Below are 25,767 nucleotides of genomic sequence, written 5' to 3' on the forward strand. Positions count from 1 at the left end.
CCTGACCCCAGTGCTCCGGCCGCGTCTCATCTACGTCCTGTAAGTAGCCGATGAGCGAGCGGTAGGTCGCCGGGTAGATCCTGCGTGTCAGCGCTCTCGCTCCAGCTGGGCGAGCCGGGTGAGGGCGGGCAGCGCGGCGGCGAGTGCCCGACGGTGGGCGGGGCTCAACTCGGCGACCATCGGAACCAGGTACCGGACCCGGTCCTCGTGGCGGGTTTGCCGCACCTGCCGGGCTGCCTCGGTGAGGTGCACGATCACGGCCCGTCCATCGCCAGGGTCGCGGCGGCGCAGCACCAGCCCGTCGCGCTCCAAGCGCGCGATGAGTTGAGTGATGCCCGGCTGGGTCAGCTGCTCGGTCTCGGTCAGATCGGTCAGCCGCGCGGGGCCCCGGTGAGCCAGGGTGTCGAGCACCGACAGCGTGGTGAACGGCAGCTTCTCCTGTACCGGGATGCGGATGTAGACGCGGTTGAAGTCCTCTATCGCCGCGGCGAAGGCGTCCACGTCGAAATCGTCGATGTCGTCCACGCGAGCAACTATATCCGGAACTTATAAAAATTGCTTAAATAAGCTACTTATGTATAGTCGGACACCAAACGGCGCAGGAGGCCAGATGAGCGACAGAACCCACAATGCCCGACCGTTCCCCTTGACGCCGAAGAAGATTCACGTCCCCGACAGCGTGCTCACCGACCTGCGGCAGCGTCTGGATCTGACCCGCCTGCCCGACGATGTCGGCAATGAAGACTGGTATTACGGCGTGCCTCGCGGCTATCTCCAGGAGCTCGTGGACTACTGGCGCAGCGGATACGACTGGCGCGCAGCCGAAGCCGAGATCAACACCTATCATCATTTTAAGGTCGAAATCGACCGTGTGCCAGTGCATTTCATGCGCAGGCCCGGCGTCGGGCCGGATCCGACGCCGCTGATTCTGACACATGGCTGGCCCTGGACGTTCTGGCACTGGTCCAAGGTCGCCGACTTGCTGGCGGATCCGGGGGCGCACGGCGGTGATCCGGCCGAGGCGTTCGATGTGATCGTGCCTTCGTTTCCCGGCTTCGGGTTCTCCAGCCCGCTGGCGAACCGCCCGGATGTGAACTTCTGGAAGGTCGCCGACCTGTGGCACACGCTCATGACCGATGTTCTGGGCTACGAGAAATACGGTGCCGCCGGCTGCGACGTGGGCGCGCTGGTCACCGCGCAGCTCGGCCACAAGTACGCCGACGAGTTGTATGCCATCCACATCGGATCCGGACTGAAACTCACCCTGTTCAACGGCGATCGTGCCTGGGACTTCAGCGGCGGACTGCCGATTCCCGACAGCCTGCCCGCCGAGGTACGCGCACGAATCGTGGAGCTGGACAAGCGTTTCGCCGTCCACCTGGCCGCACACCTCCTCGCCCCCAGCACCCTCGCCCACGCCCTGTCCGATTCCCCGGCGGGCATGCTGGCATGGATCCTGGAACGTTGGTTCAAATGGAGCGACAACGGCGGCGACATCGAAACCGTGTTCAGCAGAGACGATCTCCTCACGCACGCCACGATCTACTGGGCCACCAACACCATCGGCACCTCGATACGCCTCTACGCAAACCACAACCGCTACCCCTGGACGCCTTCCCACGACCGTCTCCCGGTCGTGCAGGCCCCCACCGGCATCACCTTCGTTGGCTACGAGAACCCACCCGGCATCAGCACCGCCCAACGCGTCGAACACTTTCGCGCCAGCGACCGCGCCCAGTGGTACAACCACGTCAATCTGACCGTCCACGACCACGGCGGCCACTTCATTCCCTGGGAAATCCCCGACCAATGGACCGGTGACCTACGCCGAACCTTCCGGGGACGGCGCTGACACGCACCAACTCAGCACCAGGCGAATACCCGCTTATACCGCATATCGCGCGTTCGGCAGCTTGGCCCGAGCGGATCTCTTTGCCCGGGATAATGGGCTGTTATCCGGTAGATCGCAGCCGGAGCGGTGCCGATGCCGGCGGAATAGCGTCGTCAGACGGGTTGGTCGATCCGAAGGAAGGCGCGTATCGCACTGGTGACGAAAGTCGTCAATGGCGGTGTTTGCGAGGGGCGGGGTGGCCGAAGTACGGATGTCGAGGAGTCCTTGGTCGGCGATTCGACAGAGACATTCGCCATGAGTACATGGCAGCTCTGGGCGGCACCACCTGGCAACGGCACTCTCGTCTGCTGGAAGACGTGCGGAAACCTGGCTGATTGTACTATGGCGGCCGAGCCGTCATATCGGGTCGCTCATCCGGTGCGCATGGCGGGTGTCAGTGAACGGGTAGGGGCGGTGCATGGGGTCTCGAGCACACTACGTACTCGTACGTAACGGCTCCTGGGAGCTGTATTACTCGCAGTGGGGTGCGGAGGGCCTCGCCCTCGATCTGGCGCCTGGGCCGGTGAGCGCGACGCACTTCATCGAGGAGCAGGTCCGGCGCGACAGATGGATGGACGACGTCTGGTGTGAGGGCGTCGCCCTGGTCGACCACGACAAGCGGGTGTTGCTCTTCCAGGCTTCGATGTACGAGCAGGACTTCGTGCAGCGCGCTTGCTTCTTCCGCGTGCTGCTGCGGACGTGGCCGGGTTGGCAGGTGCGGTGGGATAGTGGGCTGCGCGAGGTGCGCGCGTATGTCGGCGATCCCGCGATGGAGCCAGCGGACACCAACGACGATCATGTCGCGTCCGTGTTCCCTGACCCCGGCAAACCCATCGATGAGTACATGCCCATAGACTCGCTGGAGGATCTCTACGCGGACGTGAAGATCATCACTGTCGAGGACGACAACGGGGTAGCCGCGTACGCCGTCCGGCACGGCTTCCTCTGCCACCTGCTCGACCTAGGCCCCGCCCTGACCGGACGGCTCTTCCGGAGACTCGAGGAGCAGCACCTGCCCGTCGTTCCCGAGGGCGGCCTACACATCGACACGGTGCAGCGACGGATCTCGGGCTGGACGCTGCCGATCTGGCACCCGAGTACAGAGGAGATCACCGCCCGCTGGCCCGGCTGGACCTGGACCTCCTGGGAGGACCGCTTCTGGGAGCAGGCTCGTGCCGCCCGCGGCGCTCTCATCTTCCCGGAGTCGGACCTTCGCCGCGGCTACGCGTGGCTGCACGCGGCCGTGCAGGAGCACCCGCACGACAACCCGGCCGCGTACCTGCGCGCCAGGGTCGACGAGCTGCGCTCCGAGGGCAACGAGGTGTTGTACACCGGCCCCGGAGCCCTCGCGCACACCGCCCCGGGTCCGGACCCTGCCGAACACGCTCGCCTGAGCGCCGTACTGGCCGAACTCGCTGCCGAATGACCGCCGTCCCCGCAGCCGGACACCTACTACCCGCCCGCGAGCTCAAAGGCGCAGTGCATTGCGGCATTTCAAGCATGGTCTCAGCCCTATACCAGCGCTGTTCGTCGGCAGGGCGCCGCGAACCCTTCAACCAACCACATCAACATCACCGCAAGTCACGGCTATATCCGACCGAAACTTCGTCGGTGCTACCGGCACCCCTGAACGCCACCGACCGCCGCAAGGTGTTCGACGAGGCTCCGACCGGGTTCGTCCCGACCAAGTGGCGCGGCTACCTCGAGGAGGCCCGCAAGTCCGGCAATCCCACCGCCTACCGGCACTATTGGGAGCTGTGCGTGCTGCTCGGCTTGCGTGACGGGCTACGCACCGGGGACGTGTTCGTGCCCGGTTCGCGCCGCTACGCCGATCCGGCGGCGTATCTGCTCACCCTGGAGCAGTGGGCGCCCCAGCGCGCCGAATTCTGCCGCCTGGTCGGCAAATCCGCTGATCCGGCCCGCGCGCTGGCGGACGCGGTCGATAAACTGCACGCCTCGGTCGGTGAGCTGGAGAAGGTACTCGCCGACGGTGATGGCCCGGTCCGTCTCGATGACGACGGTGACCTGGTGATCTCACCGCTGACCGCCGAGGATGTGCCGGCCGAGGCGGCCGAACCCAAGGCGGAGCTGACCGAGATGCTGCCGTTCGCGCCGATCGTGTCACTGCTGATAGAGCTGGACAAACGCACCGGTTACCTGGACTGTTTCACCCACGCCACCGGCAAGCAGGCCCGCAGCTCCGACCTGAAACGCAATTTGATCGCGGTCCTGCTGGCCAATGCGACCAACCTCGGGCTGCGCAGCATGGCCGACGCGTGCGGCATCTCCTACGACATTCTGCGGTGGACCGAGGAATGGTATGTGCGGGAGGAGACGCTGCGTGCGGCGAACCTGACGATCATCGACTACCACCAAAGGCTGCCGCTCACCGCGACTTTCGGCGGCAGCACACTATCGTCCAGCGACGGGCAGCGGTTCCCGACCCGCGGCAAGTCGACCACTGCCCGCACGGTCCCGCGCTTCTTCGCCGACCAAGGCTTGTCTACCTACGCGTGGCTCACCGATCAGCACAACACCTATGGCACCAAGGTGATCGTCACGACCCGCCGCGAGGCGCACTACGTGCTGGACAAGATCCTGGGCAACGCCAAGGATCTGCCGATCACCGAGCACGCGACCGACACCCACGGGGTGACCTGGTCGACTTCGCATTGTTCGACCTACTCGGCATGCAACTCTCGCCCCGAATCCGGGATCTGGGCAAGATCACCCCGTACCGGCCAGGGTCGCGCTCGCAGATCGAGTCGCAGTTCCCGTGCGCCAGACCGCTGTTGACCCGCAAACTGAATCTCGACCTCATCGCCGAGCACTACGACGATCTACTTCGTCTGACCGGATCGCTGAAGTTCGGGCACGCGACCGCGTCCCTGCTGGTCGGGAAGCTGTCGGCGTCGGGGCGGCAGAACGCCCTCGCTGCGGCGTTGAAAGAGTATGGAGCGCTTCGTCGTACGATCTACGCCGCACGCTATTTGTCGGATCCGGATTATCGGCGCAAGATCGCTCGCCAGCTGAACAGGGGCGAGCCGGTCCACGCGCTCAAACGCGATCTGCTCTACGCCCACGAGAGCATGATCCGGGCGCGGCATCTGGAGGATCAGGCCGAACAAATGTGGTGCTTGACCTTGGCCACCAATGCGGTAATCGCTTGGACGACAGAGTATTTCGGACTCACTGTCGAGCAGATGCGGCGTGAGGGCCGCCGGGTGGACGGCGAGGTGCTGGCCCACGTGTCTCCGGCCCACTCGGAGAACATCAACTTCTTCGGCGCGATCGAGGTCGACATCGACGCCGAGCTGGCCCAGCTCGGGCCGACCGGCTATCGGCCCCTGCGAATGCGCGACACACTGTTCTGATATCTGACGTCACGGTCCTGCTTGACATCCAGCTGTAGCCGTTTCGAACCACGCGCTATGCGGCTACTTAACACTGGCGGTAGGACTTGATCCCGGCCAGGATCGGGTCCAGGTGCCCGGTGAGAAGCTCCCTAATCGGCTGCCCGCCTGCGTCATTGGTGTGGCTCAATAATGGCTTGCCTCTCACCGGTCACCGTGCCGGGAATGGCTGAAGAGGGGTTTGCCCAAAGCTCGAAGTAGCGGTGCCTTCCCGCACGGACCTCACACGCCGACACGGGAAGGACACCACTGGTGGCGGTCATCATCGGAATGGATCCGCATAAACGCTCAGCCACGATCGAGATCATCGACTCCACCGGCACAGCGCTGGTCACGGGCCGATACGGCACCGACAACACCGGCTACAGCGAAATGCTCACCACCGCACAGCGATACACGGATCGGGTGTGGGCGATCGAGGGCTGCAACGGCATCGGCCGACATATCGCGCATCGCCTGGTCCACGACGGTGAAACCGTGATCGACGTGCCGGCGAAACTCTCAGCGCAGGTGCGAGTGTTCGCGACCGGCAACGGCCGCAAAACTGATCCCGTCGATGCGCATTCGGTGGCATTGGCGGCGTTGCGGTCACCGGATCTGCGTCGCGTCCAAGCGGATTCGGAGCTGATCGCGTTGGGCATGCTCGCCGATCGCCGCGACGAGCTCGGCCGCGCCCGCACCGACACCGTCAACCGGCTGCACCGGCTGCTGCTGGAACTGCTGCCCGGCGGGGCGAAGAAGTTCCTCTCAGCAATGCAGGCGCGCAAGCTGGTCGCCACCGTCAAACCCCGCGACCCCGCGGGCAAGGTCCGTCGCCGTTTGGCCGTCGAGTTGATCGGTGAGCTGGAAACCATCGACCGCAAGACCAAGGCCGCGGACAAAGAACTACGCGAGCTCGTTGCCGAGCGCGGGTCCACCTTGACCGATCTCAACGGCATCGGTCCAGCTGGGGCGGCCCGGCTACTGGCCGACGTCGGTGACATCCACCGATTTCGGGATCGGCACCGGTTCGCGTCCTGGAACGGCACCGCACCCTTGGACGCTTCCTCCGGCCAGCAGCAACGCCACCGACTTTCCCGCGCCGGGAACCGCAAGATCAACCGGGTCTTGCACACTATGGCCATCGTTCAACTACGACGTCCCAGCCCGGGTCGCACCTACTTCGACCGCCGCAAAGCCGAGGGCAAGACGTCGATGGAGGCGATGCGGGCATTGAAACGGCGCCTGTCGAATGTCGTCTATACACGCATGCTCGCCGACCAACAACGGCGGGAAACGGCAAGCCCGGGAGGGCAATCGGGGGCGACTACTGACTCCAGCGCGACCGGCCTGACCCCGCATACCGGCACTTCGGACAAGCCACAACCCGGACTTACCAACAACCAGAATAGCCACGACCTGCAACCCGCGCCTTGACACGAGAGGGGAGCCATTATGGTGCGTTCCGCCGGCTCAGGATGCCTCCCAGCCCCGGGCGGTTACAGGGTGAGCATGGCGGCAGCGACCTGGTCGGCCACGGCGTGGCGCAGAGCAGTACCCATGTCGTCGAGGACGAGCAGTCGCGCCCCAGGGATTTCGGCGGCGAGGACCTCGCCGTTGCCGAGGGGGAAGAACGGGTCGGCGCGACCGTGCACGACGAGTGTGGGCACGTCGAGCTCACCGAGCCGGCCCCGCCAGCGCGGGGCGCAGTCGATCCGGGAGAACACCATCCCGAGCTGGTTCGCCTGGTGCACCGCGGGATCGCTCGACCGCGTCCGGTCCCAGATTCGGGCTGCCGTCGCCCGCGCGTCCTCCGGATCGTTGCCCATCGGCTCGGCCCCCGAGGCGGCGAATGCCGCGACAGCGTCCCGGTCGGTCCAGTCCGGACGCGGGCGGGAGAACAGCGCGCCCATGACCGCAGGGTCGTGGTCCGGCAGGTCCTCGTCGACCGGGCCCGGCGCCACCGGCCGAGTGCCGACGAGGGTCAGTGCGGAGAACACGTCCGGGTGGTCCAGCGCGGCGACCTGAGCGACCATCCCCCCGACGCCGACTCCACCGAGATGGGCGGTCCCGGCACCGAGTGCCTCGACCAGAGTGGCCGCGTCGGCGACGAGATCCCGCAGGTCGTACGCCGGGTTCTCCGGGTCGAGGGTCGTCGACGCGCCGGAGTCACGCAGGTCGTAGCGGACGACGCGCCGCCCGCCCGACGCGAGCCGCTCGCACAGCGCGTCGGGCCAGGACAACATCGTTGTGCCGCCGACCAGCAGGACCAGCGGATCGTCCTCGCGGCCGAAGCGCTCGATGCCGAGACCCACACCGTTCGCCCGCACCGAGGTCATGCCCAATCGAAACTGTCTCGTCATGCCTGTACTCCTGTCTGTCGGTATACCCAGAGGTATCGACGACAGATTCACCCGAAAGTCATCGGTGTAACCGAGATCGTGTCCACACTCCCGCAATCGCCCCGAACTCGGCATTTCAGGGCGTTTGCCCACGGGGCGGCGACCGGCGAGCTCAGATGATCTCTGCGCGTTGATCTTCCAGCGCCAGCGCGCTGGCCGGTTCGGTCAGCACCCATGCGGCTGGTGCCAAAATTCACCGATAGTCGACGTCAGGATCCACCAGCGTAGCCAGGGCGGCCACACGCATTCTCACAAATGATCAGATACGAGAGTTCTGCGACAGCCCCGGATCGATCACCGAACCCGCAGGCCACCATTCGCAAAACCCCTCTCGAAACCCGCCCTTTGTGCGAGACACTTCTGAGAGACTTCGTCCATGGAGCTGACCCCCGATCAGGCCGCCGCAGCGGTAGAACATCACCGCTGCCCAAACTGCGACGCACCCGCTGGCAGCGCGTGCCGCACCCGCAGCGGCAAGACCGCCGCGAAGTACCACACCCCACGCTTCGTACTCGTGCCCGCACTGCGCGAGGAACTCGGCGTACCGACCCCCGCCGATCGTCGGCCCGGCCGAACCTGGACCCAAGGCCCCACGCTCACCGTGGTCCCGGCACCGGCGACCCAGCGGCCGGTGCGGATCGGCTACGCCAGGACATCAACCGCCCGCCAAGAGCTGGCCAGCCAACTCGAAGCCCTCCGCCAGGCACAGTGCCACAAGATCTTTCACGAGCAGATCAGCACCCGAGTTAGGGTCCGGCCCGAACTGGAGAAGGCGCTCGCGCTGGCCCACCAATTCAAAGAAGCCGCGCCCGAGACACCGGTCGTCTTCACCGTCCACGAGCTCAAACGCCTGGCCCGCAACGCCGCCGAGCTGATGGCGCTGTCCGCCGAGCTCCAGACCGGCGGCATTCAGCTCGAACTCCTCACCGGCCCGCTCACCGGCATTTACGACCCCAACGGCATGGGCGCGATGTTCTTCGCGGTCCTGGCCGTCGCCGGGCAGATCGAACGCAACTACATCCGGGAAAAAACCCTCGAGGGCCAGGTCATCGCCGCCTCCAAAGGCAACCACGGCGGCCGACCCAAAGTCATCGACGACGACATGCTCACCTTCGCCCTCGCACTGAAGAACAATGGCGTCCCCGTCCCGGACATCGCGAAGAAGCTCACCATCAAGAACGGAAAGAACGCGGGCAAGCACCCGTCCGTCGCCTCCCTCTACCGGGCGCTCGCAGAAGCCGAGACCACCGCCGCAGACGACGGCTTGCCGATGCGGCCCACCCCCGCCCGCATCCGCCGTCCTGGCGACCCCCTCACACCCGAGGAAACCAACCTGCGCAATCGCCTCCAGGCCCAGGTCTTCCAGCGTCCAGAGAACCAGTAGCCAGCCTGAGTTCCCGTCTCAACATCATCCCTGACCAGGTCCTAAGCCATATCCGTTGTTTTCTCGGCGGTTACTACCGGGACCCCTTCGACCACTGCATCAGCAGCCCGGTCGGCCCGGCCAGATACACCTTGCGGGCGACGTGGACGTCGGGATACTTCTCCTGCCAACCGGCCAGACGCTCGGCGAGGATGGCGTACTCGGCGCTCTCCAACTCGGTGGCGTCGATACCGCGGTCGGGTTTGCCGGCGAATTCGCCGAAGTCCCGGTCGCTCCACGAATATCGACTGCCATCTCTACGGTAGGAATCCGCATACCGGGGCGACTGCTGGCGTTGGTCCCGGCCTTGCGGGCCGAAAAGCCCACATGTCATCGCGGACCTGCCGGTGCCTCACCCTCGATGTAGAACACGACCGCCTCGCGAAGCCCGGCCGAGCATCGCGGGGCCCTGATCCAAACGGTGAGCTTTCCACCGCGGCGATTCAACCTGCGTGGGTGTGGCCCTGCAGAACGGCGGCTGGTGGGGTGAGGCACCGTGTTCGGCACACCGTTTTGATGCCCAACAACATTGAGGATCGCATCGTGAGGCCGCTCGGCCCCATCAGCGGATGACCTTCTGCTCTGCCCGAACAAGACCCGAGGCGAGATGCTCGATCCAGTCCCGATTCCGGAATCGTGAAGGCGAGATCGGGTAGACGCTGTGGGCTCGACAGTAAGACTCGTGTCGAAGGAGAAAACGATGGTAGGTGAAAGTGCTTCGCACTCAGCGCAACTCGATTCCCCGATCCTCGTTGCCGTCGACGGCTCGGCCAGCTCCTACCACGCGGCCGCCTGGGCCGCGGTCGAGGCGGCGCTACACGGCTGCCCACTGCACATCCTCACCTCGATGGCGGTCCAGACCAGTTTCGGACCAGGAATGATGCTCGGGGAGGCCGACATCGAGTGGATGCGCAGGGACGGACAGCGGATTCTCACCGAAGCCACTCGCGTGGCACGCACGGCGGCGCCGGGAGAAGACCCGGAAACAACCACCGAAGTGACGTTCGAGCTGGTCATTCCGACACTGATCGAACGCTCGACACAGGTGCGGATGCTGGTGGTCGGCAGCCGGGGCATGGGTGCGCTCCAGCGTGGCCTGCTCGGCTCGGTCAGCACCGCGACCACCCATCACGCGCACTGCCCGGTCGCGGTAATCCACGGCAGCTCCGCGATCGACGCGGTGTCGGCCACACAACCGGTCCTGGTCGGTGTCGACGGAACCAGCAACAGCGTCCCCGCTGTCGAGCTCGCGTTCGAAGAAGCCTCCCGCCGCAAGGTCGGGTTGGTCGCCCTGCACGCCTGGAGCGACACCACTGGTCTCGACGTACCAATCGCGGGCTGGGACGCCGCCCAGCAGTCCGCCGAAGCAGTCCTCGCCGAGAACCTCGCGGGCTCGAGTGAACGCTACCCAGATGTTCCGATACACCGAATCGTAGTCGCCGACCGACCGGTTCGCTCACTCCTCGATGAATCGGCGAACACCCAGCTCGTCATCGTCGGCAGCCACGGACGCGGCGGCTTCGCCAGCATGCTGCTCGGCTCCACCAGCAATGCCCTGCTGCACTCAGTAGAAGCCCCGATGATCATCGTCCGCTCACAGCAAGCAGTGCGCAAACACGCCAGATGATGACGGATGTCAGTCGCGATCAGCTACCAGGTTGCGCAAGCTGATGGCGCGGTTGCGCGGCGCGGTCGGCCGAGGCCGCTCGGCGGGCTTACTGTCCTGCGATACCGTCCCCGCCGGCATCACCGTGACCAACCTTGGCGAACTCGGCATCGAGTCGATGACCGGTGTGATCCCGCCGCCGGATGAAGGCAGGCTGTGCCCGATCCAGGCGGCTCAGAGGCCGACCTACTGGTAAGCACGGCACCCGCGGCGCCGCACGCTGGTGTGACTGTGCCGTGATTGGTGTTACACCGGACTCCGACGAGCCGGACTCGGTCGGTTGGTCAGGACGCGGAGCCAGCGGCGGTCGTCGGAAGATGGGAGGCGCAAACGGCTTCCACGAACGCACCGACCTGCTGCTCAGGCAGGTGGCGCGCAAGGTCGGCCTCGGTGATGATGCCGACGAGCAGCCCCTCAGCAGTCACCGGGAGCCGGCGGACCCGGAACGCTGTCATGGTGGCCAGAATGCCGCCGATGTCAGCGTTGACGTCGACAGTATGCAGTTGCTCGGCACCCTGGGTGAGTTCACCCGCGGTGGTCGTTTCAGGATTCAGCCCGACGCCGACAACCTTGACGGCGATATCGCGGTCGGTCACGATACCGACTGGATGCCCCTCACCATCGCAGACGGGAAGTGCGCCTACACCGAGCTGGCGCATGCGCTGGGCGGCGAAGTCCATAGTGTCACGCACGCCGATGCATTCGACACCTGGGCGCATGATGATTTCCGCGGTGGTCATGGCGAGTCTCCCTCCGTCGAGAAGACCGGTTACCGCACGACCATCATTCGATGATCGTTCACCGCGACGACAGGGGACAAAGTCACAGTCTCGCGGGATTTTCCGCGTGGGCCGGGTCCAGCGGCGAGCGGCGGTCCGGCAGTCCAGAGCGTTCGATCTGCTCACCAAGCACGTCGTGCCCCACAAGCGCGCCATGGACGCCAAGACGGTGGTTGAGCGGGTTGCGCATGGCTCGGTGCGAGACCTATGACCGGCTGGCGCACGAGTTCACCTCCGAGCGGTGCGCGGCGCTGGACGGGTTGCCGGAGGTGGATGCGCCCTGGAAAGCCTCGGCCCTTACACCACGGTCGAAGGCACGGGGGGTGCTGGCCGTACCGCACTCACTACGACGCCGCCTACTCCGCGGTGTGCTATAGATCTGACCCACAACCCAACCGTCCCGGCACGACCAGATCCGACGAGTTCGCGTTCGGCCGGTCGTGTGGCCGGTGGGAGAGAGCCGTGGGTGGCTACTCCTTCGTGGGCTGGGCTCGTCCGAACAACGCATCGTATGCGTTGAAGTCTGGCTTCATTCCCGCGGCGACGAGTTCCCATAGCACTTCGTCGGTACCGCTGCCGATTCGGGACAACCGCATGTCCTGCCACCATCTGGCGAGCGGGGTTTCTTCCGTCAGATATCCAAGACCACCGAAGATGTGCAGGCATTCATCGACAACTTCTTGGCCCAGCCGCGCAGCGGTGACTTTCAAGCCCGCAGCCGTTCGTGCGTCGATCTGCTCCGTCGCCGCCATTCCCTGCAATGCGAGTCGGAGCATGTCGACCCTGGCGTGCAGTTCGGCCACTCGCAGGCGCAATGCCTGGTGACCGAACAGGGGTTTGCCGAACTGCTCACGCCGCATCATCCGCGCAACAGTGAGGCCGAGAACTCGGCCGCATGCGCCCGAAACTTGAGCCGCGACCGACAGGCGCTCATGCGTCAGTCCCCAGGTTATCGCGGCCAACCCGATGCCGGGACGGCCCAACAGCGCCTCGTCGGGCAACCAGGTGTCGAACTCGATCGGGGCCGTGTCCAATGAGTTCACCCCCAACTTGTCGTACGGTTTACCCACCGACGCCGACGTCAGAGGCAGCGCGAACAAACCGAGGTTCCCCAGCCGATGGTCGACTCCGTTCTCTACGCATCGCGCGAGCACCAACACGAAGTCGGCTACGCTGGACAACGATACGAACGCTTTCGCCCCGGTCAGGACATAACCGCTACCGTCGCGGACGGCGGTTGTCCGTATAGCTTGCAGGTCCGAGCCGCCCGCCTCCTCCGACGCGCCGATACAGAGCACCGCAGTGCCTGCCGTCGCGTCGGCGCAGAGCGAGCGGAGATGATCCGAGCTGGCGAATCGGTAAAGCATGGCGAGTGCGGAATCGTGCAGAGTCACCCCTACGCCGACGCCACCCGAGCATGCCGCGCCGAGTGCGGTGTGCAACCCGACGAGTTTGGCGAGTTGGAACCGATACCCTCCCGCCCATTTGTCGGTGAAGATCCCGGCAGCACCGAGTCGGGCAAGAACTTCTCGTGGAAAAACGCCCTGCCGCTCTGCCTCCGCCACCGTCTCGTGAAATCTGTCATCGAGCACGGCCTCGACTGCGGCGCAGAAATTTTCGACCGAAGTACCGTTCGGCACCACGTTATCCGGCACGACGAGGCCTCCTGTGCTTGTCCGGTGCAATCCAATGTATTTCGTGTCGACATCACGAGAACCATGTCGCCACCTCCAGCCTCCGCAATTTCCCGGAGGTCGTGCGAGGTAGTTCGCCGGGTTTTACCAGCACGACTTTCCCAGGAACAACACCGCATTCGGCCGTTACCGCAGCTATGATCCGGTCTTCAATGCCGGTGGCCCGCTTTCCACTGCACTCGGCAACCACCAATAGGCGTTCGGTACGTATCGCGGTGCGTTGTGCGGCCATTGTCGCGACCACGCCACCAGGTCGGACGCCCGGGACCAGCGCAGCGACCCGCTCGACGTCGTGGGGAAAGACATTTCGCCCCGCGACGGTGATGACTTCTTTGGACCGCCCGCACACCACCAGCTCCTCGCCCGACAAGTAGCCGATATCCCCGGTCGGGGTCCATTCTGCGGCGCCGGCCGTAGCAACATCATCCGCATACCCACTGAACATCGAATGGCCACGTATCTCCACCAAGCCGATATCGCGACCGGTGACTACGGGCACTTTCATCGGCGGATCGGCAATGCGTACCTCCATGCCGTTGAGCGGCCTCCCAAGCAGTGCATGTCGGCGGATCGTCGTGGTTACGCCGTTCTCGGCCGTCACAGCTTCATCGATGCGGATGCCGAGCCACGGGTCCGGTGCCGTCACTGCGCACGTTGCTTCGGCCAACCCGTAGGAGGGAGCCAGCGCATCCGGTGTCAGCCCGAATCGCTGCAGCCGGTCGGCGAAGCGCGTCATGCCGTCGCAATCGACCGGCTCACCACCGTTGATCACATAGCGCAGTGCTCCGAGTTCGACGTTGTCCACTCGCCGGGCGTATCTTCCGATGAGGTTGTACGCGAAGTTCGGGGCAGCGGTCACGGTCGCCGAGCTCGCACTGAGCCAGCTCAACCACTCGAAGGGGATCCTGGCGAACGCACTGGTCGGTGCGAGCCACGTCGCGAGGCCCGCGGCCATGCCACAGACAGCAAGCATCAGTCCCATGTCGTGAGACATCGGAAGCCAGGAACACAACACGTCATCGCTGCCGCCCCGGGTCCGGTCACACAGGCCCCAGAAGTGGTTGAGCACGGCGTTATGCGAGAGGACCGCCGTTCTGGGAGCGCCCGTGGAGCCGGCCGTACCCTGTAACACCGCTGGACTGTCCGACGGGACCCGAACCAGGGATGCCTCGGAGTCCCACCGCCAGCCTGCGACCTGGGCGAGATCGTGCACCGGCACATGACCTGCGGTACCGCGGAGCAATTCGAGCACCGGTCCGTGGGCGAGGACCATACCGCAGTCGAGAGCGCGCAACCGCCGCATCGTCGATTCCGACCATAGCCCTCGATCACTGCCCCGCACCGGCATCGGCATGATCGATATCGGTCTGCCCGCTGCCCAGCAACCGAAGACCGCGGCAACTACCTCCACGGTCGTTTCGCCCACGATGCCGATCGGTTGTCGCGGACCAGAACCGGCGTCGAGCACTCGGGTGGCGATCCTGAGACCCAGGTCTCGTACATCCGTCCAGGGCATCTGCTGCCATTGCTGGGATTCGGGGTCCAACACCATCAGTGGCCCTCGCCCCGATCGCATGGCCCGATCGATCGTCTCGACCAGATCGAGATCTGGATCTCTGGTCAGCGCCGCACCCACGTCACACCTGTCCCGCCATGAGTTCGCGCAGGTGCTTGGCGAACAGACCGACATCGGGCAACGCGGTGGGGTCCGCCATCATCCCGATCGTGACCTGATCGCGCAGTATCAGGGCGGTCACCGCGAGCTCACGACCCAGCATCGGGTGGAAGCCGACGACATTCGTCACCTCTCGACCCAGCAGCCGGTCGTCCGGACTGAAAGCAGGATTGACGCCTACCGCCAGGTCCCAGCTGTCGGCTGCCATCAGCTGGGTCATCAACACCTGGGCGCGCCATGGCAGGTAGCTCAATCCGTGTGAGGTCTTGGGGGCGTCCATGGCTTGGCGCAACGGATCCGATCTGCGCAGTGCGGCCTGGACGTCGTGGACTCGCTTCGACAGTGAATCCGCCGCGTCAGATAGTTCGAGGATCGCCAGCGACGCGGCATTCCCCGTGTGCGCCAGCGTATGGTCCAGCGTTACCGGGAACATTATGCGTAGCGGACGATCGGCGTGTTCCGGGAAAGCCCGTGCGAAGGCGAGCCCGGCCACCGCATACACGTACTCTTGTGTCGAGGCGCCCAGCTTCAGCCGGTTCTGCCGCACCGTGTCGGTGGGGACCGCGACCTCGGCTACACGACGCACGGCCCGGTCCCCCACGGGGCGCACATGTCCCCGGCGCCGACCTTTACGCCTGACCAGTCGAGAACTCCGCGTCCCGGCCGCCAGGGCCGCGACCGCATCGACCGGACCGACATTGAATCGCGGCGTGCTGACAAAGCGCCGGTACTCGGCGGTGCTTCCGGAGACGGTATCGATGAGCATTGCGACGAAGCCGGCTGCGCCGAGCCCGTCCGACAGCGCATGATGCACACGCAACAGCAAGGTCTGAGCTTCGATGTCCTGCTGGTGGACCAGAGTGAAGTCCCACGGCGGAGCATCACGCCGCATCCGACTACCCATGAGTTCTTCCACCTGCCGGAGCATCCCGAATCGGTCCGCGACATGATGCTCCTTCGCATGCTTGGTCGGGTCTATCGAGGTTGCGAGGGTGAAACGGGGTTTGCGTCGAGGACGTGTCGGCAGCACCAACCGGTACAGATCAACCTCGTTGACCCGCTGTGCGATTCGCGCCCGCACATCGTCGATCCGGACGGGCTCGCCGTCGGGGGACAATTCGAGCACAAGAACCCAATTCATCGGATGCGCGGGAACATCCAGGCGCAAGTGGTGACTGTCGAGGCTGCTCAGTTCGATCTCGGCGGGCATGACAATCGCACTCCTCTCTCGTCCAAGCTCAGACTGTTATGCATCCGCCGACACGCCCGGACCGCCCGCAAGCGCGACCCGAAACAAAGCGTCGACTTCGCCTATCGTGTGGCACTCCATCAGTCGTTGTCCGGACAGCTGCACTCCCGTATGGTCCTCGATGGCGACCAGCGCGATTGCGAATGCCACCGAATCCATTCCGAGATCTTCGATCAAGCGATCGTCGGGACCGATGTTCTCCACGTCGAGGGCGAGATCTTTTCGGAGGACATTGCATAGCTTGTCGCTCAACCAGCTCGGCATGCTGTTGAACTCCCTTCGACAATTGATGGCGGAGTCTGAAATGTGTTCGTCGTCGGCTGCTCGCAGTCGGCCGGTCACCGGTCCGCGGACGGCGGGGAATCGGCAGCCGGGCTTCGCAGGAGTTCCTTGCTCACTCGGCGTGCGAGGGCGGTGGGATCGGGATTATCGAAGAGTGCATCGGTGCGCAGATGCAGGCCGGTCAGCCGATTCAGCCGGTTACGGAGCTCCACGGTGGTGAGTGAGTCGAATCCGAGGTCCCGGAAAGTCTCGTCTGCGGCGATCGAGTGGTCGGCGGGGTAGCCGAGGACGTCGGCTGCCTGCGTGAGAACCAGTTCGAGTACGAGACGGTCCCGCTCCGGTTCGGTGGCCCCGACGAGCTTGTCGGTCCACGAGCCCTTGTCGTGTCGGGCCGGTTCGGTGGTGGCGCCGGTCCTGCTCTCGTGCCCGGGAACGAGGTCGCGGAGTATCGGCGGCTGTTCGGCTCGGGAAGAGCGCAGGATCGGCAGATCCCACCGTGCCGCGATCGTCAGCGCTCTGGTGCCGCGGCGGGCCACGTCGAACATCTCGATGCCATCGGCGGTGGACAGCGGGACCATTCCGCCACGGGTGACGCGTCGGTGGTCGATCGGGTCCAGTCCGCGGCTGATCGGCGACGGTGCAGCCCACAGGCCCCACGCGACTGCGCAGGCGGGCAGTCCCGCGCCCCGGCGGTGGTAGGCCAGGGCGTCCAGAAATGTGTTGGCTGCGGCGTAATTCGCCTGGCCGGCATGGCCGAAGACACCTGCGGCCGAGGAGAACAGCACGAACTCGGCCAGATCGAGATCGCGGGTCAGTTCGTGCAGGTGAACCGCGGCGTCCAGTTTCGGACGCAGGACACGGTCCAGCCGGTCGGTGTCGAGAGATTCGAGGGTGCCGTCGGCCACGATGCCTGCCGCGTGCACGACCGATCCCAGGGAGGGAATCGAGGCCAGCAGTGCGGCTACCTCTTCGCGCACCGAGACGTCGCAGGACACGATGCGAACATCGGCTCCCCGCGCGGCCAGTTCGGTCGTGAGTTCCGAGACCGACTCGGCTGTCGGTGCGTTGCGGCCGGCCAGCACCAGGCGCCGCGCACCGTGTCGGGTTACCAGGTGTCGTGCGATCTGGGCGCCGAGAGTGCCGGTGCCCCCGGTGATGAGCACAGCACGTTCCGGATCCGGCCGGAACGGCACGGTAAGTACGACTTTGCCGGTGTGTCGCGCATTGCTGACGTAGCGGAGTGCGTCTCCGGCCTGCCGGATGTCCCAGGCGCGGACCGGCAGTGGGCCGATGGCCCCGTTATCGATCAGTGCCTGCAGCGCCTGGAACAGGTCGGCGACTCGGTCGAGCTCGAGATCGGCGAGGTCGAACGGCCGGTAGGTGACGCCGGGATGCTCGACGGTGACGGTGTCAGGGTCACGGACGTCGGTCTTGCCCATTTCCAGGAATCGTCCGCCCCGTGGCAGCAGGCGCAGTGATGCGTCGGTGAACTCCCGGGACAAGGCGTTGAGCACCACGTCGACTCCGCGTCCGTCCGTGGCCTGCCGGACGAGTTCTTCGAAGTCGAGCGTTCGCGAGGACGCGATATGCCGATCGTCGAGGCCCTGGCGGCGCAGGGCCTCCCATTTGCCTGGGCTCGCGGTGGCGAACGCTTCGGCTCCGAGATGACGGGCCAACCGCACGGCCGCCGTGCCGACACCTCCCGCGGCCGAATGGATGAGGATCGACTCGCCCGGTGTGAGATGCGCCAGATCGACCAGGGCGTGATGTGCGGTGAGGAACGCGATGGGGAATCCGGCCGCCTGGGCGAACGACCAACCGGTCGGGATGTGGACCAGGCAGCGGTGATCGGCGTCGGCCTGGGTCGCGAAGGCGTCGTCGAACACGCCCATTACCCGATCGCCGACGGCGAAGGTGGTGACGTCCGAGCCCACCTCTGTCACCACTCCGGCAGCCTCCCGCCCCATGCTCGACACGCCCGGATAGATGTCCAAGGCGACCAGCACATCGCGGAAGTTGATACCCGCGGCGCGCACGGCGATCCGCACGTGCCCTGGCGGCAGCGGTGCGAGAGGGCGGGATACGAGAGTCAGCCGGTCGAGGTCGCCAGGCTCCTCGAGGTGCAGGTGCCACGATGAGCTGTCGGCGGGGGGCCTGAGTTCCGTGGTCCCGGTGTTCGCGCGTACCAGTCGTGGCACGTATAGGATGCCGGACCGCGCCGCCGACTGCGTCTGTCCGGACGCCAGCGCTGCGCTCAGCGCCGCCGTCAGGTCGGCGCCCCGGTCCACGTCCAGCAACAGGATCCGGTCGGGGTTTTCGGTCTGTGCGACACGGACCAGCCCCCAGATCGGTGCGCGGGCGAGATCCACGACGTGATCGCCCACGGTGACCGCTACCGCTTCGCGGGTTACCACCGCCAGACGCGAGTCGGCGAAACTGTCATCGGCGAGCCAGGAACGAAGCAGATCCAGGACGCGGGCTGTCTCGGCATGTCCCGCCTGGATCACGGTTGTGCCGTGCTCGTCCGGGCCGGCGCAGGGGACAAGCACCACCTCTGGTGCCGGTGCACCGGCGCACACCGCTAGAGCGAGTGTGTTCCAGTCGGGCACGGTCAGGACCGAGTGCCCGCTTGTTGCGAGAGCGGCGGTCACGCCGATCCGGTCGGTGCCCAGCACAGCGATGCTGCGTTGCGCGGAACGCAGTGATGCCTCCGGTTCCGGGGCAGGGACCCAGTCGAGCCGGAACAGGGCCTCCGCCGTGGACTGCGCAGCCGAGAGCCGGTACTTCACACCGGCGCCGACCTCCGGCGAGGGGCAAAACGCGGCCTCGGACACCCGCACGGGCCGCAACATGAGCGAGGCGACGTCGAGAACCGGCCGGCCGGTCTCGTCGGTCACGTTGAGCGACAACTTCACCGAATCGTTCGCGTCGGGCCCATCGACCCGGATCCGGGCCCGAAGCGTGCCGGGCCGCAGGGCGCACCGAGTGACGCCACTCCACGAGAACGGCAGCCACAATCCGGTCGGTACCGCGAATTGCGATTGCGTGGCGTGCATAAGGGTGTCGAGGAGAGCGGGATGGATGCCGAACCCACCGACGGACACCCCCTCGGGCAGACTCGCTTCCACGTATACGTCGGCATCCGAGCGCCAAGCGGCTCGCAGGCCACGGAATGCGGGACCATAGACCATTCCCCGCGCGGCGAGTTGCTGATATAGGTCGTCCACGGGAAGCGGGACCGCGTCGGGCGGGAGCCACTGCACATCGCCGGCCGGTGGCCCGGCGTCCGAACGCAGGACTCCGGTCGCATGCCGAGTCCACGGTTGGGGCTCGCCGGCATCCACTCCTGTTTCCGGCCGGGCGTAGATGGTCACCGGCCGGTCACCGTCGTGACCCGACGCACCGACCTCGACCTGGAGCCGAATGTCGGTGTCGTCGGGCAGCAGCAGCGGTTCCTGCAGGATCAGCTCGTCGAGCCGATCGCAGCCGAGGTGGCCACCGGCGTGCAACGCCAACTCCATCAGAGCCGTTCCGGGGAGTACCCGATTGCCGCGGATGGTGTGGTCGTCGAGCCATGCGGCGCTGCGGTGGGAAAGCCGGCCGTCGAAGACGTGCCTGGCGGTGCCGGCAAGCTCGACGGGTGCGGAAAGCCACGGGTGGTTGTCGGTGCCGGTCCGTGTGCTGGCCCGGCCTGCAGGCCAGTAGCGTTGCCGTTGGAAAGCGTAGGTCGGCAGGTCGACCTTTTTCGGTCGAAGTGCGGCGAAGAGAGTGTCCCAGTGCAGGGGCACGCCGTGGACGTGGGCTCTGGCCAGAGCTGTCGCCGTGGTGCGGGCCTCGGGCCGGCCGGGACGCAGGACCGGGCCGAGTTGCTGAGCCTCGGGCAGGCAATCGCGGGCCAGCGCGGTGAGCACTCCGTCCGGGCCGATTTCCAGGTATCCGGTGACGCCGTCGGCGTTCATCCCGAGCAGTGCGTCGTAGCAGCGGACTGTGTCTCGGGCCTGCCGGACCCAGTACTCCGGGGAGCATGCCTGCGCGGCCGTCAAGGGAGCGCCGGTAACACCCGAGATGATCGGGATCTGGGGTGCGGTGAATGTGAGACTCTCGGCCACCTGCCGAAACGGTTCGAGCATGCCATCCATGCGCGGTGAGTGGAAGGCATGGCCGATCCGCAGTCGCCGGGTTCGGCGCCCCGACGACTCCCAATAGGCGGCCTGGTCGGCTATGGCTGTGGCATCGCCCGAGAGCACGACGGACTGTGGCCCGTTGACCGCCGCGATGGCTAGGTCGAGGTGCTGGACGGCCAGTGCCTCGGTGGCTTCGCGCTCACCGGCCGCGACCGCCAGCATCGCTCCGCCGGGAGGCATCTCCTGCATCAGCCGGCCCCGCGCGGCGACCAGGGTGCACGCATCCGTCAACGACAACACGCCCGCGACATGTGCGGCGACGAGTTCGCCGACCGAGTGGCCGAACAGCACGTCCGGTCGTACCCCGGCCACCTCTAGGAGGCGCACGAGTGCCAGTTCGCAGGCGAACAGCGCCGGTTGGGTGAACTCGGTCCGATCGAGGAGTTCGGCGTCCGCGGATCCCGGTTCGGCGAAGAGGATCTCCAGCAGCGGCCGGTCCAACAGCGGGTCCAGATGGGCGCAGGTCGTGTCCAGTGCGTCCGCGAATACGGGGGAGTGGTCGTACAGTTCGCGGCCCATGCCCACACGCTGGGCCCCTTGGCCGGTGAACATGAACGCGATCTCGGGGTCCGGTGTCGCCGTTCCCTGAACCACCCCCGGCTGCCCGTGACCAGCCGCGATCGTTTCGAGGCCACCGAGGTAACCGTCCCGGTCGTCCGCGAGCACGACGGCGCGGTGCGAGAACGCCGTGCGGGTGGTGGCCAGTGCATACGCGATATCGACCATCGGGAGGTCCGGGTGGGAGCGCAGGTGATCGGCGAGCCGGGCTGCCTGCGCGCGCAGTGCGGGCCCGCCGCGGCCGGATACGACCCAAGGCACGGTTCCGGGCTCGGGGGTCGGGCTCGGTCCGGAGCGGACCGGGCCGTCGGGCGTGGATTCCTCTTCCAGAATCACGTGTGCGTTCGTCCCGCTGATCCCGAACGAGGACACCCCGGCGCGGCGTGGGCGTTCGACGCGTGGCCACGGCCGTGACTCGGTCAGTAGCGATACCCCACCGGCCGACCAGTCCAACTCCGCCGGCCGGTCGACGTGCAGCGTGCTGGGCAGCACGCCGTGGCGCATGGCCTGCACGGTCTTGATGACACCGGCGATCCCGGCAGCGGCAAGGGTGTGGGTGAGGTTCGATTTCACCGAGCCCAGCCACAGCGGTCGCTCGGGCGGCCGCTCGTGACCGTAGGTCGCCATCAGCGCCCGAGCTTCGATCGGGTCGCCCAGTTGGGTACCCGTGCCGTGGGCCTCGACCGTGTCGACATCGTGCGGCCCCAGGCCGGCGTCGGCCAGTGCCTGCCGAATCACCCGGCGCTGCGCGGGGCCGTGCGGTGCGGTAAGGCCATTGCTGCGGCCGTCCTGGTTGATCGCCGATCCGCGGATGACGGCGAGCACCCGATGGCCATTCCTGCGGGCATCGGCCAGTCGTTCCACCAGCAGTACCGCTACCCCTTCGCCCCAGGCGGTTCCGTCGGCCGCCGCGGCGAACGCCTTGCACCGGGCGTCGGGCGCTAGGGCACGTTGTTTGCTGAACTGCACGAAGGGCTTCGGAGTGCAGATCACCGACACACCGCCCGCCACGGCCAACGAACAGTCACCCGCGCGCAGCGCCTGACCCGCCAAGTGCAGTGCCACCAGGGATGACGAACAGGCGGTGTCCACCGTCAACGCGGGCCCCTCGAACCCGAGGGCATACGCCACGCGTCCCGAGGTGACCGCGAACGAGTCGGCGGCGCCCAGGTACGCGCCGTCCTGGCCGGGCTCATGGGACAGACTCTCGTACCCGTGGGTGGTCATCCCGAGGTATACGCCGGTCTGTGTCGCACGCAGGCTGGTCGGATCGATCCGGGCGTGCTCGATCGCTTCCCACGTCGTTTCCAGCACCAGGCGCTGCTGTGGGTCCATCGCCAGCGCCTCGCGGGGCGAGATGCCGAAGAACGCCGCGTCGAACCGGTCGGCATCGGCGAGGAACCCGCCGTGGCGTACGTAGCAGGTACCCGGGCGATCCGGGTCCTGGTCGAAGAGGCTGTCCAGGTCCCACCCCCGGTCGCCGGGGAACGGGGACAGGGCCGAGCGCTCTTCGGCGACCAAGCGCCACAGATCGTCGGCGGACGCCACCCCGCCGGGCAGGCGGCAACTCATCCCGACGATGGCGAGTGGTTCCTCGGACGAGACGCGATCGGGCGCGGCTGCGGTCGGGCGCGTCGGGAGCGTGGTGGCGGTCAGGATCCCCCGGAGATATTCGGTGAGTGCCCGCGGGGTCGGGTACTCGAAGACGACACTCGCTTCGATGGGCAAATCGAGCGCGTCGGACAGTAGGTTGGCCAGCTGTACGCCGGCGATCGATCCGAGACCCGAGTCCCAGAACGCCCGGTCGATCGCGATGGCGTCGGCCGGAAGGTTTCCGTGTGCTCGGGCGGCTGCTTCGCGAACGAGTTCGGTGAGGCGCCGCTCATGGTCGGCGACACCGAACCCACCGGCTCCCCGATGCCCACGATCTGAAGCAACGATTGACTCTTCGCTTCCGTTCACAGCACACTTCCTTTGTGGGCCTGTACATTACGGGTGGGTCGGCATTCGCCGGAAAGTGTTCGAGTTGCGTGTCGAGGCGTCATCGTATCGCGCACCGAGGCGAAAAAACTTGGGATCGAAAGGAATTCGCATGCGGGCCTTCCCTGACTCGGTTCTGGAACCGCCCATCGGCGAAACGCCCGACATCGAGGGTTTTCTGGCTGCGGCCATGCGTTGGCATTTCTCCCCGGACACCGGCTCGGCCTTCTGGCTCGACCGCGCCGCAACGCTCGATTTCGATCCGGTGCACGATGTCCGGTCCTTCGCCGACCTCCGGCGGTTTCCCAATGTTGTGGACGAGCTACGCACGGTCCCGGTAGCGGATCTCATTCCGCGCGGGTACGGCCGCAACCCCTCGGTGTTCGGTGTGTACGAAAGCGGCGGTACGACAGGCAGTCCCAAACGCCTGGTTTTCCTGGCCGACTGGATGGACCGCGTCGTCGAGTGGGCGATGCGGGATATGGACACCCGCGGTCACCCGTACGGCGTCAACTGGTTGACTCTGGTCCCGAGCGGGCCGCAACTGTTCGGTGACTGGACCGCCGAGCTGGTCCGGCGCCGGGGAGGTGTTCGTTTCTGTATCAATATGGATCCTCGCTGGGTGAAGGGGATGATCGGTGTGGGTGAGTCCGCCGTCGCCGATCGCTACGTCGACCATCTCGTAGCGCAGAGCGCGCACGTTCTGCGCAGCCAGGACGTCGGAGTGCTGGTGTGCACTCCTCCCTTGCTGGAGCGGCTGTGCCGGGACGACGAGCTGGTCGAGCTGATCAACGCCAAAGTCCGGCTGATCGTGTGGGGGGGAGCGCGAATGGATCCGGATACGCGCCGGTTCCTGCACACCGACGTGTTCCCGGGCATCGAGCTGTACGGCTACTACGGCAACGTCACGATGCTGGGCACGACGATCGAGCGCTCAGGTCTGTCTGACGACAGTCCGTGCGTCTACGACACCTTCTCTCCGCACATCACCCTCGCGGTCGTCGATTCGGAGACCGGACTACCTGTTGCATACGGCGAGCGCGGCCAGGTGATCGTGAACCACATCAGCCGGGCGATGTTGCTGCCCAACAACTCCGAGCGTGATCTCGCTGTCCGAGTCGAACCGCCGCCGGGGCGTCTCGGTGACTCGGTCGCGGACATCACATCGATGACTGCCTTCGCTGGGACAACGGTCATCGAGGGCGTGTATTGATGCCGGACCCTGTGCAGCTCGACGTGCTCGGCCCGCGCGGTGCGTTCCGTGCTGTAACCCGCCGACGCATCGACGATGTCACCGGAAGTTCGGTTGCCGAGCTGAGCCTGGCGCCGCAGGTGTTCGTGAGCCGCGCACTGTCGGCTCTGCGACAAGCGTCGGTGCCGCCGAAGGATGAGCGCATCGCCATGCTGGCGCGGGCGGGCCACCTGTTCGCGACGAGCACACTGTGTGGGCTGTCACCTGCCGACTATCAGTGGCTGACCTGCCGGGTCGGTGGTACGCCGATCGCCGCGGTGCGTCGCGCGACGCAGTGGATACAGGCCTGCGCGGAACGCGTCGAGCGTGCGGTGACCGATGCCTGTCCGCGAGCGGCGGCGGACAACGGCGCTCGCACCGGTTCCGAACTCGGAATCCGCCGTGTCACTTGGGTTCGGCGCGGCGACGTGGTCGCCGTCAGCGCGGCGGGTAATCACCCCGCCGTGCAATCGCAGTGGCTGGAGGCGCTGGCGCTGGGATATCGCGTCGCGGTGCGTCCCTCATGGCAGGAGCCGTTCACTCCGCACCGGCTGGTTGCCGCGCTGCGCACGGCCGGCTTCGGGGCGGATCAGGTGAACTTGCTGCCGACCGACTCCGAGGGCGTCGATGCGCTGATCCACGGCGCGGACCTGGCGGTGGTGTACGGCGCGGACCTGGCCGGTCGGTACGTGACCGACCGTACCGTCGCAGTGCACGGCGCCGGGAGGTCGAAGGTCCTGCTCGCTGGTGACGGCTGGCGTGACCATCTGGACATGCTCGTGCAGTCGGTGGCCCACGACGGTGGCACCGCCTGCGTGAATGCGACAACCGTATTGGTCGATGGGGATCCGGGGCCGCTCGCCGAGGCCCTGGCCGCGCGGTTGGCGGAGTTGCCGAGCCTGCCGCCGCAGGACGACCGGGCAGTGCTTCCCGTGCGCTCACTGGCGAGCGCACGGGCGATCGAGCAGTACCTGCTGCGTCACGTGCAGGGCGCCCGGATATGGCTAGGTAGCGACGGAGTCGTAGATGAGCTGGGTGACGGCAGCGCTGTGCTGCGGCCGGCGGTGCTGCAAGTGGACCGGGCGGGGGCTGCGGAAATCGGTGTCGAGCTGCCCTTCCCCTGTGTGTGGGTCGCCCCGTGGTCTCGGGCAGACGGGTCGGGGCCACTGCGGGACACGCTCGTACTGACGGTGGTGACCGACGACGAGGAACTGATCGACCGGCTGATCGTCGAGCCGTCGATCGGCAATGTATATGTCGGCAGCCACCCGACATGCGCTATGGAGGCGGGTATTCCACCGGACGGATACCTGGCGGACTTCCTGATGCGCGGCAAAGTGGTGTTGCGATGACAACACGGG

18 protein-coding genes and 2 pseudogenes are annotated in these 25,767 nt (G+C 66.3%); 10 read left to right on the forward strand and 10 right to left on the reverse strand.

Annotated features, from left to right (window positions below; translation table 11 throughout):
* Positions 1-87: 87 nt before the first annotated feature.
* A complete protein-coding gene (locus tag OHB12_RS03775) occupies positions 88-525 on the reverse strand; it encodes a MarR family winged helix-turn-helix transcriptional regulator (protein ID WP_327116172.1) in 438 nt (145 codons plus the stop codon).
* A gap of 85 nt (positions 526-610) precedes the next feature.
* Between OHB12_RS03775 and OHB12_RS03780 the strand changes: the two genes are divergently transcribed.
* The 4 genes and pseudogenes from OHB12_RS03780 to OHB12_RS03795 all read left to right on the forward strand — a co-directional run bounded on the left by OHB12_RS03780 (position 611) and on the right by OHB12_RS03795 (position 6,720).
* Positions 611-1,852 carry an epoxide hydrolase family protein gene (locus OHB12_RS03780; RefSeq protein ID WP_327116174.1) on the forward strand — a complete coding sequence of 414 codons (1,242 nt, stop codon included), beginning with the start codon at positions 611-613 and terminating at the stop codon, positions 1,850-1,852.
* Positions 1,853-2,309: 457 nt separating this feature from the next.
* Positions 2,310-3,317: a hypothetical protein gene (locus OHB12_RS03785; protein ID WP_327116176.1), complete on the forward strand. Its 1,008-nt coding sequence runs from the start codon at positions 2,310-2,312 to the stop codon at positions 3,315-3,317.
* A gap of 200 nt (positions 3,318-3,517) precedes the next feature.
* Positions 3,518-5,265: pseudogene (locus OHB12_RS03790) on the forward strand (Tn3 family transposase); the annotation flags it as partial.
* A gap of 291 nt (positions 5,266-5,556) precedes the next feature.
* Positions 5,557-6,720, forward strand: a complete 1,164-nt coding sequence (locus OHB12_RS03795) for an IS110 family transposase (RefSeq protein ID WP_327116178.1) — start codon at positions 5,557-5,559, stop codon at positions 6,718-6,720.
* Between the two features lie 62 nt (positions 6,721-6,782).
* Here the strand turns inward: OHB12_RS03795 and OHB12_RS03800 are convergent, their stop codons facing one another.
* Positions 6,783-7,622 carry an alpha/beta fold hydrolase gene (locus tag OHB12_RS03800; RefSeq protein ID WP_327120877.1) on the reverse strand — a complete coding sequence of 280 codons (840 nt, stop codon included), beginning with the start codon at positions 7,620-7,622 and terminating at the stop codon, positions 6,783-6,785.
* A gap of 439 nt (positions 7,623-8,061) precedes the next feature.
* On the opposite strand from OHB12_RS03800, the gene OHB12_RS03805 reads away from it, so the two are divergent.
* Positions 8,062-9,069: a recombinase family protein gene (locus OHB12_RS03805; protein WP_327116180.1), complete on the forward strand. Its 1,008-nt coding sequence runs from the start codon at positions 8,062-8,064 to the stop codon at positions 9,067-9,069.
* A gap of 73 nt (positions 9,070-9,142) precedes the next feature.
* Here the strand turns inward: OHB12_RS03805 and OHB12_RS03810 are convergent, their stop codons facing one another.
* Positions 9,143-9,442 carry a hypothetical protein gene (locus OHB12_RS03810; protein WP_327116182.1) on the reverse strand — a complete coding sequence of 100 codons (300 nt, stop codon included), beginning with the start codon at positions 9,440-9,442 and terminating at the stop codon, positions 9,143-9,145.
* Positions 9,443-9,808: 366 nt separating this feature from the next.
* Here OHB12_RS03810 and OHB12_RS03815 point away from each other — a divergent pair, with 366 nt between their 5' ends.
* Both OHB12_RS03815 and OHB12_RS03820 read left to right on the forward strand, forming a co-directional pair.
* Positions 9,809-10,735 carry a universal stress protein gene (locus OHB12_RS03815; protein WP_327116184.1) on the forward strand — a complete coding sequence of 309 codons (927 nt, stop codon included), beginning with the start codon at positions 9,809-9,811 and terminating at the stop codon, positions 10,733-10,735.
* 43 nt (positions 10,736-10,778) lie between these two features.
* Complete coding sequence (locus tag OHB12_RS03820) at positions 10,779-10,970, forward strand: hypothetical protein (protein WP_327116186.1); 192 nt, start codon at positions 10,779-10,781, stop codon at positions 10,968-10,970.
* A gap of 88 nt (positions 10,971-11,058) precedes the next feature.
* Here OHB12_RS03820 and OHB12_RS03825 read toward each other — a convergent pair whose 3' ends face one another.
* Positions 11,059-11,514, reverse strand: coding sequence for a CBS domain-containing protein (locus OHB12_RS03825; RefSeq protein WP_327116188.1), 456 nt, complete (start codon positions 11,512-11,514; stop codon positions 11,059-11,061).
* Between the two features lie 106 nt (positions 11,515-11,620).
* Between OHB12_RS03825 and OHB12_RS03830 the strand changes: the two genes are divergently transcribed.
* Positions 11,621-11,764 carry a hypothetical protein gene (locus OHB12_RS03830; RefSeq protein ID WP_327116190.1) on the forward strand — a complete coding sequence of 48 codons (144 nt, stop codon included), beginning with the start codon at positions 11,621-11,623 and terminating at the stop codon, positions 11,762-11,764.
* Positions 11,765-12,023: 259 nt separating this feature from the next.
* Here OHB12_RS03830 and OHB12_RS03835 read toward each other — a convergent pair whose 3' ends face one another.
* The 6 genes and pseudogenes from OHB12_RS03835 to OHB12_RS03855 all read right to left on the reverse strand — a co-directional run bounded on the left by OHB12_RS03835 (position 12,024) and on the right by OHB12_RS03855 (position 23,157).
* Positions 12,024-13,208: an acyl-CoA dehydrogenase family protein gene (locus OHB12_RS03835; protein WP_327116192.1), complete on the reverse strand. Its 1,185-nt coding sequence runs from the start codon at positions 13,206-13,208 to the stop codon at positions 12,024-12,026.
* A gap of 52 nt (positions 13,209-13,260) precedes the next feature.
* The gene (mbtM, locus tag OHB12_RS03840) at positions 13,261-14,883 is read right to left on the reverse strand and encodes a long-chain-fatty acid--ACP ligase MbtM (protein WP_327116194.1); all 1,623 of its coding nucleotides are present in this window, start codon (positions 14,881-14,883) and stop codon (positions 13,261-13,263) included.
* A gap of 1 nt (position 14,884) precedes the next feature.
* A complete protein-coding gene (locus OHB12_RS36070; protein ID WP_442800171.1) occupies positions 14,885-15,508 on the reverse strand; it encodes a WS/DGAT domain-containing protein in 624 nt (207 codons plus the stop codon).
* Between the two features lie 36 nt (positions 15,509-15,544).
* Positions 15,545-16,132, reverse strand: a pseudogene (locus tag OHB12_RS36075) (wax ester/triacylglycerol synthase domain-containing protein); the annotation flags it as partial.
* A 36-nt stretch (positions 16,133-16,168) separates the two neighbouring features.
* Entirely contained in the window at positions 16,169-16,435 is a 267-nt protein-coding gene (locus OHB12_RS03850) for an acyl carrier protein (RefSeq protein WP_327120879.1), read from the reverse strand.
* Between the two features lie 74 nt (positions 16,436-16,509).
* Positions 16,510-23,157 (reverse strand): SDR family NAD(P)-dependent oxidoreductase, encoded by a 6,648-nt coding sequence (locus OHB12_RS03855; protein ID WP_327116198.1) that lies wholly within the window; start codon positions 23,155-23,157, stop codon positions 16,510-16,512.
* Between the two features lie 130 nt (positions 23,158-23,287).
* Between OHB12_RS03855 and OHB12_RS03860 the strand changes: the two genes are divergently transcribed.
* Entirely contained in the window at positions 23,288-24,388 is a 1,101-nt protein-coding gene (locus OHB12_RS03860; RefSeq protein WP_327116200.1) for an AMP-binding protein, read from the forward strand.
* Complete coding sequence (locus OHB12_RS03865; protein WP_327116202.1) at positions 24,388-25,758, forward strand: aldehyde dehydrogenase family protein; 1,371 nt, start codon at positions 24,388-24,390, stop codon at positions 25,756-25,758. The genes OHB12_RS03860 and OHB12_RS03865 overlap by 1 nt, the downstream gene beginning before the upstream one ends.
* Positions 25,759-25,767: the final 9 nt, after the last annotated feature.

The organism is Nocardia sp. NBC_01730, from assembly GCF_035920445.1.
GTDB lineage: Bacteria > Actinomycetota > Actinomycetes > Mycobacteriales > Mycobacteriaceae > Nocardia.